Source organism: Mesorhizobium sp. M0001, from assembly GCF_040324255.1.
Taxonomy (GTDB): domain Bacteria; phylum Pseudomonadota; class Alphaproteobacteria; order Rhizobiales; family Rhizobiaceae; genus Mesorhizobium.
In genome coordinates this window covers 61,500-74,501 of record NZ_JAMYVS010000012.1, presented here as the reverse complement: position 1 = coordinate 74,501, position 13,002 = coordinate 61,500, and the positions used below count along the sequence as shown (strand labels likewise).

The window sequence follows — 13,002 nt, the reverse complement described above, 5'->3', positions numbered from 1 at the left end:
GAGCAACGCGTGGGAACCTGCGTGATGGAATCGTGAAAAGCGCCTCGGCGGCGGAATAAGTGTTGAAATGGAGTGAGCTTGAGCGGATCGTCGTCGCGCTGTGACCGTGGCGGATCCGATGACCGGACCTTATCTTCACCTGCTGGGTGGTTTCGACTTTGCCGGCGTCGGGGCCACGGTTCCAGCCATCAGCCGCAAGGCGCGTGCGATGGTCGCCTATCTCGCGCTGCAGTCGGGGCATTCGCAGTCGCGCGAGAAGCTGGCGACCCTGCTCTGGGGCATCAACAGCGAGGCGCAGGCGCGAATGAGCCTGCGGCAAGCGGTATCGTCTGTCAGGAAGGCCATGCAGACGTGCGGCGGCGGCCGCTTCCTCACCGATGGCAACAGCGTCGCTCTGCATCTCGACGGCCTTGATTTCGACGTCGCGCGGTTCGAGGCGCTGGTCGCCAGCCCGGCACCCGAAGACCTCGAACTGGCGCTCAATGTCTACCGCGGCGACCTGCTCGACGGCTTCGGCCTGAAGGAGGAGCCATTCGAGGACTGGCTGAGGATCGAACGCGAGCGGCTGCGGGCACTGGCCGTCGCGGCGCTCGACAGGCTCGTCGCGCATTATGCAGCGACGAACGATCCTGCCGCATGCGTGCGCGCGGCGGCGCGCCTGCTGGCCATGGACCCGTTGAGGGAGGATGTCCACCGTGCCCTGATGCGCGCCTATGCGGCGCAAGGCAGGACCAATCTCGCGCTGAAGCAATATGAGCACTGCCGCACCGCGCTTCTACGCGATCTCAAGCTGCAGCCGGAGCCGGAGACGCGGCAATTGTTCGAGACGCTGCGCACACGCCGCACAATGGCGCCGGCACGGCCACCCACGACTGATGCGGATGACGCTACCGGCTTCAGCCACGAACTCGCAGCCCCCCCGACCCACTATGTCAAATCGGCCGGGATCAACATCGCGTATCAGGTGACCGGCGACGGTCCGGTCGACCTGATCCATGTGCCGGGATGGGTCTCCAACCTCGACCACGCCTGGGGCTCGCCGCGGCTTTCGCATGTGCACCGGCGGCTCGGCACTTTCTCGCGCCTAATCCGCATGGACAAGCGCGGCACCGGGCTCTCGGACCGCAATGTCGGTCTGCCGACCCTGGAAGAGCGGATGGAAGATGTGCGGGCAGTGCTGGATGCGGTTGGCTCAAAGCGCACGGTGCTTTTCGGCAGCTCCGAGGGCGGCCCGATGTGCATGCTGTTCGCGGCGACCTATCCCGAGCGCACAGCGGCACTCGTGCTCAATGGGGCCTACGCCCGCGGCAGGTGGTCACAAGACTATCCGTGGGCGAAGACAAGCGAGCAGGTGGAAGAGGATCTGGCGATCGTCGAGAAAGAATGGGGAGCGGCGGCGGATATGAGCAACGCGGCGCCCAGTCTGATGAGCGACACGTTCGAGACAGAATGGTTCGCCGCCTATCTCAGGAATTCTGCCTCGCCCGCCGACGCGATCGCCCTGTGGCGCTGGGGAGCCGAAATCGATGTTCGCGACATTCTGCCTGCTGTCCATGTTCCGACACTGATCATGCAGACGACTGGCGACGGCTGGGTGAAGCGGGAAGAAGGACGTTACCTGGCGACGCACATCGAGGGCGCCCGATACATTGAGTTCGCCGGCCGCGACCACGTCATCTGGGGCGAGAATTCCGATCGGATCGTCGACGAGATCCAGGCTTTCGTCACCGGCGCCTTGCCGGCGGCCCCAGGCGAACGGCTGCTTGTGTCGGTGCTGTCCCTCGATATGACGGGCTCGCCTTTCGGCATCGACCCGGCCGAGCGGCACGCCGAAGCGCTCCGTGGCGAACTCCTCGCGGCCGAAGGCAGAGAGATCAGGCGATCGGACGGCAAGGTGCTCGCGGTGTTCCAGCGGCCAACGCGGTCGATCCAGTGCGCGATCGCCATCCGCGATCGCTTGCGGCAATCCGGTGTCGAGGTCCGCTCGGCGGTGCATATCGGCGAGTGCGAGCAGCGGGGCCATCAATTTTCAGGCGCGGCGATCGAACTGTCATCGCGTCTGCTTGACCATGCGCGGCCGGGCGAAATCATCGCATCAAGGACGGTGCGCGATCTCGTGGTCGGCTCCGGCCTGCGGTTCGAGAAGCGTGGCGAAATGGCGGCAAGCGGGCTGCCCGGCGCGTTTCCGTTCTATGCGGTCGATGGTTCGGCTTGAGCCGCTAGGTCACCTCTTCCCTGCCCCGAACCGCAGCCCGTCCATCAGCAGCTTGACCAGCCGGCGCGAGCGGTCGCGCCAGTCCTTGGTGTCGGGGGCCGAGTAGATGCCGCCGAGTGCGTGCAGCACATCGGAGGCATCGACGTCGCTGCGGATCGAGCCTTCGGCCACCGCCGCCTCGACCAGTTGCCGCAAGGCCAGCGACACCCGGCCCGACATGTCGGAGAACACGGCGGAATTCGTGTTGAACAGGATGCGCAGGCTGGCCGCCAGGCCGCGCTTGGTGGCGATGTAGTCGACGAAGCGCTGCATCCACTGTTCCAGCGCCATGTCGGCCGAATGGTGGCTGGCGAGGTCATCGGCCGCCGCACAGAGCGCCTCGACTTCACGCCGGTAGACCACTTCGACCAGATGCTCGCGGGTTGGGAAATGCCGGTAGAGCGTGCCGATGCCGACGCCGGCCTGGCGCGCGATCTCCTCCAGCGAGGCATCGACACCGTGCTCGGCAAAGGCCGCTGCCGCAACCTCGACCAGCCGGTCGCGGTTGCGCTGCGCATCGGCGCGCAGCGGCCTTGGCGCTGCGGCTTCGCGCTTCTCGTCGGCAATTGCTTGCGACTGCTCGGTCAATTTTTTCTCCACTGTTGATATATGGGGGCTTGAACCCAAAGGGGTAAGCCCCCAACTAGATAAACGGAGGCGCCTCCGTTTTAGTGGAGCAGTCTTATCATATAATCAGGGGAGCCGATATGTCACGTGTTGAGATTGTGAAGACTGAAGCATCCCCTGCCGGCTGGAGAGTCGGGGCGGCAGAGCTGCCAATCTTCCCCCTCGTGGGGGAGATGTCCGGCAGGACAGAGGGGGGCGCTGTCCCGCCAGCCTATCAAGGCCTGACTAGCGCCTCCTCGGACAAGATTCGTGTCGACGCATGTAAATCGGGAACGTCGCATTCCTTCGCGCCCCCTCTGCCCTGCCGGGCATCTCCCCCACAAGGGGGGAGATTAGGCGCACCGTCGCCTCTTCCCTTGTCCTCTCCCACTCGAGCCCATTTCAATCCCCTAGCGTCAAGCAACTGGAGCCAGACGCCTCATGACCGACCAAACCAAATCCACCACTATCCCAATCCGTCTCACCATCAACGGACACAGTCACGAACTGCAGGTCGAGCCGCGCGTCACGCTGCTCGATGCATTGCGTGATCGCCTCGACCTGACCGGCACCAAGAAGGGTTGCGACCAGGGCCAGTGCGGCGCCTGCACGGTGCATGTCGAGGGACAGCGCGTGCTGTCCTGCCTGACGCTTGCAGCACAAGCCGAAGGCCGCGAGATCACCACCATCGAAGGATTGGCCGGCGATGACGGCACGCTCAACGCGGTTCAGGCTGCTTTCCTCGACCAGGATGCTTTCCAGTGCGGCTACTGCACGCCCGGACAGATCATGTCGGCGGTGGCCTGCATCCGCGAGGGCCATGCCGGCTCGGATGACGAGATCCGCGAATACATGGCCGGCAATCTGTGCCGCTGCGGAGCCTATCCGCACATCGTTGCCGCCGTGCGCCAGGCGGCACTGGAGGTCGCGTCATGAGGGATTTTTCCTACGTTCGCGCCCATAGCATCGACGCCGCACGCCAAGCTGCCGCCCTGCCTGGGGCCATGCTGCTTGCCGGTGGCACGACGCTGGTCGATCTCGCCAAATGCGGCGTGGCCGAACCCGACAGCCTGGTCGACATCACCCATCTCAAAGGACTCGACGCCATCAAGGTCGACGCTGACAGTGCCATGATCGGCGCGCTGGCCAAGATGAGCCACGTCGCCGACCATGCCGAGATCAAGAGCCGCTTTCCCGCGGTCTCCGAAGCGCTGTGGCAGGCGGCTTCCGCGCAACTGCGCAACATGGCGACCATCGGCGGCAATCTGATGCAGCGCACGCGCTGCCCCTATTTCCGCGATCCCGCGAATTTTTCCGCCTGCAACAAGCGCTCGGCCGGCAGCGGCTGCTCGGCGATCGGCGGCGTCACCCGCGGCCATGCCGTGCTCGGCACCAGCGACGCCTGCATCGCCATGTATCCCGGTGACCTCGCCACCGCGCTGGTCGCCTTCGACGCCGTGGTTCACCTTGGCGAACGCCAGGTTGCCGTCGACGACTTCTTTCTCCTGCCCGGCGCCACGCCCGACAGGGAACATGCCATGCAACCGGGCGAGATGATCACGGCCATCAGCATCCCGGCTTCAGTCGCCGCCCGGCAGTCGACCTATCTCAAGGTTCGCGACCGGCAGTCCTATGAGTTCGCCGCTGCAAGCGCCGCGGTCGGCATCGACTTCGAAGCCGATGGCCGCACCATTCGCGACCTGCGCGTCGCGCTGGGCGGCGTCGCGACGAAGCCGTGGCGGGCGCACGCCGTGGAAGCGGCGTTGAAGGGCAAGGTGCTCAGCGAAGACAGGGTGCGGGCAGCCAGCTTGCTCGCCATGGAAGGGGCGATCGACCACGGCGCCAACCACTACAAGATCGAACTGGCGCCGCGCGTCGTTGCCCGCGCCATCCTCAAGACGGGAGCCATGTCATGACCATTCACGACCCGAGGACACGGCACGGCGACGCTTCGGACGGCACTGCCGATCAGGTTGGCGGGCGGCTGTCGCGCGTCGACGGCCCGGCCAAGATTACCGGTGCGGCAAAATATGCCGTCGAGCAGCAGCTCGACGGGCTAACCTACGGCGTCCTGGTCGAAAGCACGATCGCATCAGGCAAGGTGCGCTCGATCGACACGTCAGCCGCCGAGGCGGCACCTGGTGTGCTCAAGGTGCTGACGCCGGACACCATCATGCCGCTGAAGACTGCATCGGACTGGTTCGGCACACCGCCGCCGGACAAGCCCTACTGCCCGCTGGCGCGCGATATCACCTTTTCGGGCCAGCATGTCGCCGCGGTCATCGCGGAGACCTTCGAGCAGGCCGTTGCGGCCGCAGCCCTGGTCAAGGTCAGCTATGACGAGACGCCGGCCATCGTCGACCTCAGCGACGCCAAGGCGGGCGACGGCATTCCGATCGCCGCCATGACCAAGGAATGGGGCGATGCGCAGGCCGCTTTCGCCGCTGCCCCGGTGCGCGTCTGCGGCGCCTATAACACGCCGCGCGAATACCAGGCGCCGATGGAGCCGCATGGCCTCATCGCCCGCTGGGAGGGCGACCGGCTGACCGTGTGGGAACCGAGCCAGTGGCTCGACGGTATGGCCCGCACCTATGCCGAATGGTTCGGCGTGCCGTTCGAAAATGTACGGCTGGTCTCGCCCTATATCGGTGGCGGCTTCGGCTCCAAGGCGCTGGCGCTCGGCCACGGCGCGGTAGCGGCTGCCGCAGCCAAGATGCTGGGACGGCCCGTGAGGGTGGTCATGACTCGGCCGCAGACTTTTACCGGCTATGGCGGCCGCGCCGCGACCCGCCAGACGGTGACGATCGGCGCCGACCGTGACGGAAAAATCCAGTCGATCGTGCATCGCGGCGTCAATGAAACGTCGATCGACGGCATGTGGGTCGAGCCTTTGGGCGTGGTCACCTCGATCATGTATGCGACGCCCAACTTCTCCTCGAAGCAGAATGTCGTGCGGGTGAATTCGGTGGTGCCTGGCGCCATGCGCGCGCCGGGCGAAAACCCTAGCGCCTTCGGCATCGAAAGCGCCATTGACGAGCTCGCCTACGAGGTCGGCATCGATCCGCTGGAGATCCGGCTGAGGAATTACGCCGAGCAGGATCCGCACGCAAAAAAGGCTTGGTCGACGCGGCAGTTGCGCGAGGCTTTCGCGGCTGGCGCCGAACGCTTCGGCTGGGCCCAGCGCACGCCCAAACCGCGTTCGATGCGCGACGGCAACCAGCTGATCGGCTGGGGCGTCGCCGCCGGCACCTATCCGGTACGGCGCGCTTACGGCGAGGCCATCGTGCGTATCCTTGCCAACGGCTCGGTCGAGGTCGAAAGCTCCTCGATCGACATGGGCCAGGGCACCTACACGATCCTGGCGCAGACAGCGGCCGAAACGGTAGGCGTGGCGGCCGACCATGTCGTGGTGAAGCTCGGTGATTCCCGGTATCCCCGCGCCGGCGTGGCCGGCGGGTCGCGGCTGGCCGGCGTGATGACGGGCGCGGTCTACAAGGCAGCGACATCGGCACTCGACCAGCTGGTTGGTCTGGCGATCAGCGATTCACGCTCGCCCTTCCACGCGCTGCAGGCCAACACGCTGGTCGTCGCCAACGGCCGCATCAGGTCGCCGCGCGGCGATGGTCCCGATGTCTCGATCGCCGACCTGCTGGCCAGCGTCGGCCGCGACCGCATCGAGGCCACAGGCGACACCATGCCGGCGAACTCGACGGCCGCCGATCGCTACAAGAACTACACCACCATCGCGGCGGCATTGCCGCACACCGAGGGCGACTATTCGCGCCACTCCTGGTGCGCGCATTTCATCGAGGTGCGCGTCGACGAGGATTTCGGCACGGTGCGCGTGTCGCGCGTGGTATCGGCGCTGGATTCGGGCCGGCTCTACAACCCCAAGCTGGCCGAAAGCCAGTGGAAGGGCGGCATCATCATGGGCATCGGCCAGGCGCTGCTTGAAGAAGGCATTGTCGACCGCAGGCATGGCCGCATCGTCAACAACAATCTCGGCGACTATCTGGTGCCGACCAATGCCGACATCCCCGATATCGAGGTCATCTCGGTCGGCATTCCCGACCTGCACTCTTCGGTGCTCGGCGGCAAGGGTGTCGGCGAACTGGCCATCGTCGGCGTAGCGCCGGCGATCGCCAATGCGGTGTTCCACGCAACTGGAAAAAGGATACGCGACCTCCCGATCACGCTGGAGAAGTTGATCTAGGAAGCGGCGTGCGTAATCTCCCCCCTTGACGAGGGGGAGATGTCGCCGAAGGCGACAGAGGGGGTCGCCTCTCGTAGAGCGCCAACCTCCTTCCGCCGCCGTAGGTCGAGCCCGGTCGGACCGACCCCCTCTGCCCTGCCGGGCATCTCCCCCTCAAGGGGGGAGATTGGCAGCTCGCGCGCCTCGGTTACCAGTCGAGCTTGAACGCAAGCTTGCCGAAATGCTGCCCGCCTGCCGACATGTGCGCGTAGGCTTCGGCCGCCTGCTCCTGGCTGAACACCTTGTCGACGACCGGGTCGATGCGGGCGGCGGCGATGGCGCGGACGGCGGCGCGAAGGTCAGATACCGACCCGGTGTTGTTGCCGACCACCTTCAGCGCCTTGATGATGATCGGCAGCAGGTCGACCGTGGCCTCGGCGCCGGTGACGAAACCGATGGTGAACAGCGTGCCGCCAGGCGCGGTGGCGTTGACGGCGCGGGCGAAGGTGGCGGTGCCGGCGGTCTCGACGACGAGGTCGGCGCCGAGGCCGCCGGTCAGTTCCAGCACCTTGCCGTCCCAGTCGGGCGTCGCGCGGTAGTTGATGAGATGATCGGCGCCGAGTGCCTTCGCCCGCTCCAGCTTCTCGTCCGACGAAGAAGTGATGATGACGGTGGCGCCAGCGGCTTTCGCCAGCTGAAGGGTGAAGATGGAGACGCCGCCGGTGCCGAGCAGCACGACGACCGAGCCCGGCCCGACATCGGCGGCGCGGACGGCGTTCCAGGCGGTGGTCGCGGCGATCGGCAGGGTCGACGCCGCCTCGAAAGAGAGACGAGCCGGTACCAGCACGAGCGAGTTGGCCGGCAGCGCGACATATTCGGCGAGCGACCCCGGCAGCGAAATTCCGCGCATCTGCGTCATCTCGTTAGGCCGGGGCGGACCGCCGATCCAGCGCGGCTTGGCATGGGCAACGACGCGATCGCCGACGGCGAAATCCGTAACGCCCTCCCCCAGCGCGACGATCTCGCCGGCGCCGTCGGCGACGGGAATGAGCGGAAAGCCGGGCACGCGATAATTGCCGCTGGCCACCGCCACATCGACGAAATTCAGGCTCGCGGCGCGCTGGCGGATCAGCACTTCGCCGCGCTGCGGTTCAGGCGTGGCAATGGTGGTGGCGCGAAAGGCGTCCAGCTTGGCGGCGGTCAGTTCGATGGCTTTCATGGCTCACGCATTCCTGTTTAAGGGGTCAATCGTCAGGATTGAGTGAAGCTATCTGCTGCGCTACAAGCAGATAATCCGGAATTTTTACATTTGAGTCCTGTGCTTTATGCAGCAATCACACGACCCCGCCAGCCTTGCCGAAATGGCCGCCTTTGCGGCCATCACCGAAGCGCGCTCCTTCACCAAGGCAGCGTTGCGCGTCGGGCGCGACTCGACGGTTCTGTCACGCCGCCTGCAATCGCTGGAGCAGCGGCTCGGCGTGCGGCTGCTGCACCGGACCACCCGAAGCGTATCGTTGACGGAGGCGGGAGCGGAGTTCCTGATACGCGTCCGCGCCATCCTGGCCTCGGTAGACGAAGCCGAGGCTGCTGCTTCCGCGCATGCCAGCGGGACGCCGCGCGGCTTGCTGCGGCTGGCGCTGCCGGGAACCTTTGGCCGTATGTGGATCGGGCCGCTGCTGCCGCAATTTCTAGCGACGTTCCCGGATGTCAGCATCGAGGCCGAGTTCTCCAACCGGTTAGTCGATCTCGTTGCAGAGAACTTCGATGTCGCCGTCCGTCTCGGCGCGCTGGAGGACTCGCGCCTGGTGGCGCGCAAGATCGCGACACGGCGGCGGTTGCTGTGCGCTGCTCCCTCCTACCTCGCCCGCCGGGGCACGCCGGAAGCGCCGGAAGCGCTCACAGAACACGCCTGCCTCGGCTTCTCCGGCTTCCAGACCTTTCCAACCTGGGAGATGACCGACAGTTCGGGACGCCGCGTCAACGTCGACGTCTCGGGGCCGATGGTGTGCGACGATGCCGAGGTGCTGGTCGAAGCCGCGGTGCAGGGCCTCGGCCTGATGATGAGCACCGACTGGCTGGTCGGACGCGAACTCGCCGACGGACGGCTGGTGCCGGTGCTGGCGGACTGGACGCTGGCCGACGAAGGCGCGGTCTATGTCGTCATGCCCTCGGCCAAGGGACAAGCCGCCAAGACACGCGCCTTCGCCGAGTGGATCGGCAAGCGCTTCGCGCCGGAGCCGCCCTGGACGTCGAGGCCGGTCTCAAAGGCTTGATCAATGGGGCGCGCCGGGGGCTAAGACGGCATATGCCGCTATCACCAGGCCTTTTGTCCTGTATGATCTCGTTGAAGGAAGCTTGGGAGGTGATCATGCAAAGTGCATTGGCGAAGTTCATGATGGCAGGTTCCGTTCTGGCCGCGCTGCAAGCCGCGCAGCCGGCTTTTGCCGCATCCTGCAACTGGAGCGCCAAGATGGAAGAAGACGAAGGCGGCAGCGTGCTGACGGCTTCGGTGTGCGGCGGACCGAAGGCCGATGCGCATCTGATGCTCGTCTGTTTCGACAAGCCGGTGCTGAGCTACGATCTGGGTGCGGCCGGCCAGCAGCTGGAACCCGGCATCAGCGCTTCCTTCACCTTCAAGGGCGGTGACAAGAGCGTGACCAAAAAGCTCGACCTCGAGGCCATGTATAATTACTTCACGGCTGAGCTGAGCAAAGACGATCCACTGCTCGGCCTGTTGCGCGGCAAGGGCGACGTCACGGTTACGGCCGACAAATATGGCGAGAACAGCTTTCCGCTGACGGGCTCGAGCGCTGCGATCGGTAAGGTGCTGGCGCAGTGCGGCAAAAGTTCGGCCGGCGAAGCGGACTGAAGCTCCCTACTTTCGACCACGCAGCTTGGTCCCGCGCCTCCATCAGGGCAAAGCCAAGCAGGTTCTCGCCGCGCCCGGTTTGCCGTTTCGCTCATCGACGGGGGCACGGGTTTGGAGGCGGCAATATGCGGCCTGAGTTTTCAACGCGAGCTGCGCTTTCCCTCCGGTGTCGCCACCAGCGAGGCGGCGGCGGCATTGGCCGTGGCGATCGCCGCTTCCATCGGATGGCCACGGGCGAGGCCTGCCGCGAAGGCGCCGACGAATTCGTCGCCGGCGCCATGGGTGCTGACGACCTTGACCGGGACGGCCGCCAGTGCGAAGGCCGCGCCGGTCCGGTCGCAATAGGCGACACCTTCGCCGCCGGCGGTGACGATCGCCGAGGGGTAGGCATCGATCAGCCGCCGCGCGGCTTCGGTTGCGCCGGCGAGCGTATCGACGACCGGAATGCCGGCCAAAAATTCCGCTTCGATGGCGTTGACGATGACGATGTCTATCAGCGCGGTCAATTCGGCCGACAGTGTTCGCGCCGGTGCGGCGTTGAGCACGACGCGGCCGCCGGATGCCTTCACCGCGCGCGCGGCAGCGATGTTTGCGGCGTCGGGCACTTCGTTTTGCAGCAACAGCACTGCCGTCTGTACCACCACCTCCCTTGCTGCCACGACGTCATCATCGTCCAGCGTGAGATTGCTGCCGGAGACGATCACCGCACCATAGTCGCCATCGCTGTCGAAGATCGCCACGCTCATGCCGGAGCCTGCGCCTGCCGCCACGCGCACGAAGCGGCGATCGACGCCGGCGCGATCTAGATTGGCCAGCAGCGCCGTGCCGAAATCGTCGTCGCCGACGGCGCCGATCATCGCCGCGCGCACGCCGGCGCGTGCCGCCGAGACCGCCTGGTTGCCGCCCTTGCCGCCGCATTTCGGCTGCCAGGCACGGCCGGTCACCGTCTCGCCCTTACGCGGACGGTCGGGCGCGTCCACCATGATGTCGTAATGCAGGCTGCCGAAGACGGTGACCAGCGGAACCGTCATGTGCCGCGGTCTTTTCGTTTCGAGGTGACCGCCGACATGGTGCGGCCGAGATTGCGCTCCGCCGCCTGATAGTCGCGCTGCGCCACCGCCACGAACAAAGCGTCGAGGATGTTGAGCTGGGCGATACGCGCCGCCGCGTTCTCGCCCATCAGCGGCGAGCCTTGCGCCGTCGAGCACAGCACGATGTCGGCAATCTGCGCCAGCGGCGAGTTGTCGTAGTTGGTGATGGCCAGCGTGCGGGCGCCGCTCTTGCGGGCAAGATGGATGGCGTCGATGACGGCCGACGTGTTGCCGGAATGCGAGAAGCCGACGGCGATGTCGTCGGCGCCGAGCAGCGAGGCCGACATCAGCATCATGTGCGAGTCGTCATAGACCGATGCGCGGATGCCGATGCGCAGGAATTTGTGCGAGACATCGCGGGCGATCTGGGCGGAGCCGCCGACGCCATAGAAATCGCGGTTCCTGGCGCGGTAGAGCAGATCGGCGGCACGGTCGAAATCGTCCATGTCGAGGATCGCGAGCGTCTCCTCCAGCGCCTGGATCGAGGTGCGGAACACTTTCTGCACGATCTCGGCCGAGCTGTCGTCGACCGACAGTTCCTGGTGCATCTCGGCGGTCGGGAGGCGGCTGTATTCATAGACGGCGGTGCGGAAGTCGCGGTAGCCGGAGAAGCCGAGTTTCTTGGCGATCTTGACCACCATCGCCTCCGACACGCCGGCCTCCTCGGCGATCTGCTTGAGCGGAATGGTCTCGTCGAAACCGCGCCGGCCGAAGACGGTTTCCACCACCTTGGCCTCAAGCGGGGTGAGATGCGGCATCATCATGCGGATGCGCGGCCCCACGGCTTTCAGATCGAGATTGCTCAACGTCATCCACGTCCCCTCGTCTCCGGCCCGAGCATGGCTTCCTGGACGATAGCCTGCGACGTCACGGCGTCCTGGCTGGCCATCGCGGCGGACAGGCGGTTATCCTTCTCCAGCCGGTCGACAACGCGCAGCAGGCGCTTGACGGTGGCGATGTTGACTTCGCATTCGCGCACCGGATCGAGCCCGGTCATGTCGGGGAAAGTGTCGAAGTAGATGGCGCCGGCGTAGCCGTCGCGACGGATCTGGCACAGCAGTTCGATGGTCTGCAGCGTGTGCACCGCGCCGACCATCAGGCCGTCGTCGCGCTTGGCATAGCCATCGTTGAGATGGACGCCGAGCAGCTTGCTGTGGCGAGCGATCAGCGCCGCGGCGAAGGCCGGCTGTTCGTCGGCATAGAGCACATGGGCGAAATCGAGCGTGACGCCGAGATTGGGTAGGCCGACCTCGCGGATCGCCAGCAAGGTGGTCGCCGCATCCGGCATCAGCGAGTAGGAGCGCGGTTCGTTAGGCTTGTACTCCAGGCTGATCTGGCAGCCGGGATCATGCGCGGCAACTTCACGAATCCCCTCGATTTCGTGCTGCCAGAGCGTCGCATAGTCAGTTTGAAATGCATAGTCGAAGCCATCCTGGCCCAGCCACAGCGTCATCAGACTGGCGCCGGCCGCGCGCACCGCATCGATACCGGCCTTGGTCAAGTCGATGGCTTCGCGGCGCACCGCCGGGTCCGGATTGGTGAAGGCGCCGAGCTTGAAGGCCGGATTGGAGTAGTAACGCATGGCAAAGCCATTGATGGAAAGCCCGAAATCGCCGAGCTTTCGGGCGATTTCAGCCGGCTTTTCACTGACATGATCGGGGAAATTAAGATCAAGATCGGTCAACCCGTCGACCTTGGCCGCGCGAGTGGCCATCTGCAGCATGGACGGCTTGCCGGTGAGATCAGGCCATTCGGCTTGCGGCCGCGAGGCGAAGGAATTCAGGCGGGTGGCGAAGCGACTGTTTGTCATGATCGACCTTTCAGTGATTTACTTCACATAAATACGAGTATTTGTAAAGTTATCATTTGCGAGGCGGTTTGTAGCGCGCAACATCCTGCTTGGCCGAGATCTTCGGCTGCGCCTCTGCATCCATGCCGGGAGTTTCGAGTCCCGCAACGGTGCGGATGCTGGTGCGAGCCCTTGCGCCCT

The 13,002-nt window shown here is 65.5% G+C and carries 11 protein-coding genes; 6 read left to right on the top strand and 5 right to left on the bottom strand.

The annotated features are described in order from the left end of the window. Positions 1-118 precede the first annotated feature (118 nt). A complete protein-coding gene (locus NKK50_RS26060) occupies positions 119-2,215 on the top strand; it encodes an alpha/beta fold hydrolase (protein ID WP_023705137.1) in 2,097 nt (698 codons plus the stop codon). Positions 2,216-2,224: 9 nt separating this feature from the next. Here the strand turns inward: NKK50_RS26060 and NKK50_RS26055 are convergent, their stop codons facing one another. Beyond that, positions 2,225-2,842 carry a TetR/AcrR family transcriptional regulator gene (locus NKK50_RS26055; RefSeq protein WP_023709407.1) on the bottom strand — a complete coding sequence of 206 codons (618 nt, stop codon included), beginning with the start codon at positions 2,840-2,842 and terminating at the stop codon, positions 2,225-2,227. Between the two features lie 459 nt (positions 2,843-3,301). Between NKK50_RS26055 and NKK50_RS26050 the strand changes: the two genes are divergently transcribed. The 3 genes from NKK50_RS26050 to NKK50_RS26040 are packed head-to-tail and all read left to right on the top strand — an operon-like array spanning position 3,302 to position 7,073. Beyond that, positions 3,302-3,796 (top strand): (2Fe-2S)-binding protein, encoded by a 495-nt coding sequence (locus tag NKK50_RS26050; protein WP_023705138.1) that lies wholly within the window; start codon positions 3,302-3,304, stop codon positions 3,794-3,796. Then, entirely contained in the window at positions 3,793-4,776 is a 984-nt protein-coding gene (locus tag NKK50_RS26045) for an FAD binding domain-containing protein (RefSeq protein WP_023834513.1), read from the top strand. Before NKK50_RS26050 ends, NKK50_RS26045 begins: the two co-directional genes overlap by 4 nt. After that, positions 4,773-7,073 carry a xanthine dehydrogenase family protein molybdopterin-binding subunit gene (locus NKK50_RS26040; protein ID WP_023834514.1) on the top strand — a complete coding sequence of 767 codons (2,301 nt, stop codon included), beginning with the start codon at positions 4,773-4,775 and terminating at the stop codon, positions 7,071-7,073. Before NKK50_RS26045 ends, NKK50_RS26040 begins: the two co-directional genes overlap by 4 nt. Positions 7,074-7,260: 187 nt before the next feature. Here NKK50_RS26040 and NKK50_RS26035 read toward each other — a convergent pair whose 3' ends face one another. Then, positions 7,261-8,271 carry a zinc-dependent alcohol dehydrogenase family protein gene (locus tag NKK50_RS26035; protein WP_023834515.1) on the bottom strand — a complete coding sequence of 337 codons (1,011 nt, stop codon included), beginning with the start codon at positions 8,269-8,271 and terminating at the stop codon, positions 7,261-7,263. A 106-nt stretch (positions 8,272-8,377) separates the two neighbouring features. On the opposite strand from NKK50_RS26035, the gene NKK50_RS26030 reads away from it, so the two are divergent. Both NKK50_RS26030 and NKK50_RS26025 read left to right on the top strand, forming a co-directional pair. Further along, entirely contained in the window at positions 8,378-9,325 is a 948-nt protein-coding gene (locus tag NKK50_RS26030; RefSeq protein WP_023743889.1) for a LysR family transcriptional regulator, read from the top strand. Positions 9,326-9,420: 95 nt separating this feature from the next. Next, positions 9,421-9,921 (top strand): hypothetical protein, encoded by a 501-nt coding sequence (locus NKK50_RS26025; protein WP_023713519.1) that lies wholly within the window; start codon positions 9,421-9,423, stop codon positions 9,919-9,921. A 140-nt stretch (positions 9,922-10,061) separates the two neighbouring features. Here the strand turns inward: NKK50_RS26025 and NKK50_RS26020 are convergent, their stop codons facing one another. The 3 genes from NKK50_RS26020 to NKK50_RS26010 are packed head-to-tail and all read right to left on the bottom strand — an operon-like array spanning position 10,062 to position 12,822. After that, positions 10,062-10,952, bottom strand: a complete 891-nt coding sequence (locus tag NKK50_RS26020) for a ribokinase (protein WP_023834516.1) — start codon at positions 10,950-10,952, stop codon at positions 10,062-10,064. Next, positions 10,949-11,824, bottom strand: a complete 876-nt coding sequence (locus NKK50_RS26015; protein WP_023672510.1) for a MurR/RpiR family transcriptional regulator — start codon at positions 11,822-11,824, stop codon at positions 10,949-10,951. Before NKK50_RS26015 ends, NKK50_RS26020 begins: the two co-directional genes overlap by 4 nt. Beyond that, positions 11,821-12,822, bottom strand: a complete 1,002-nt coding sequence (locus tag NKK50_RS26010; RefSeq protein ID WP_023672509.1) for a sugar phosphate isomerase/epimerase family protein — start codon at positions 12,820-12,822, stop codon at positions 11,821-11,823. Before NKK50_RS26010 ends, NKK50_RS26015 begins: the two co-directional genes overlap by 4 nt. Between the last annotated feature and the right edge of the window lie 180 nt (positions 12,823-13,002).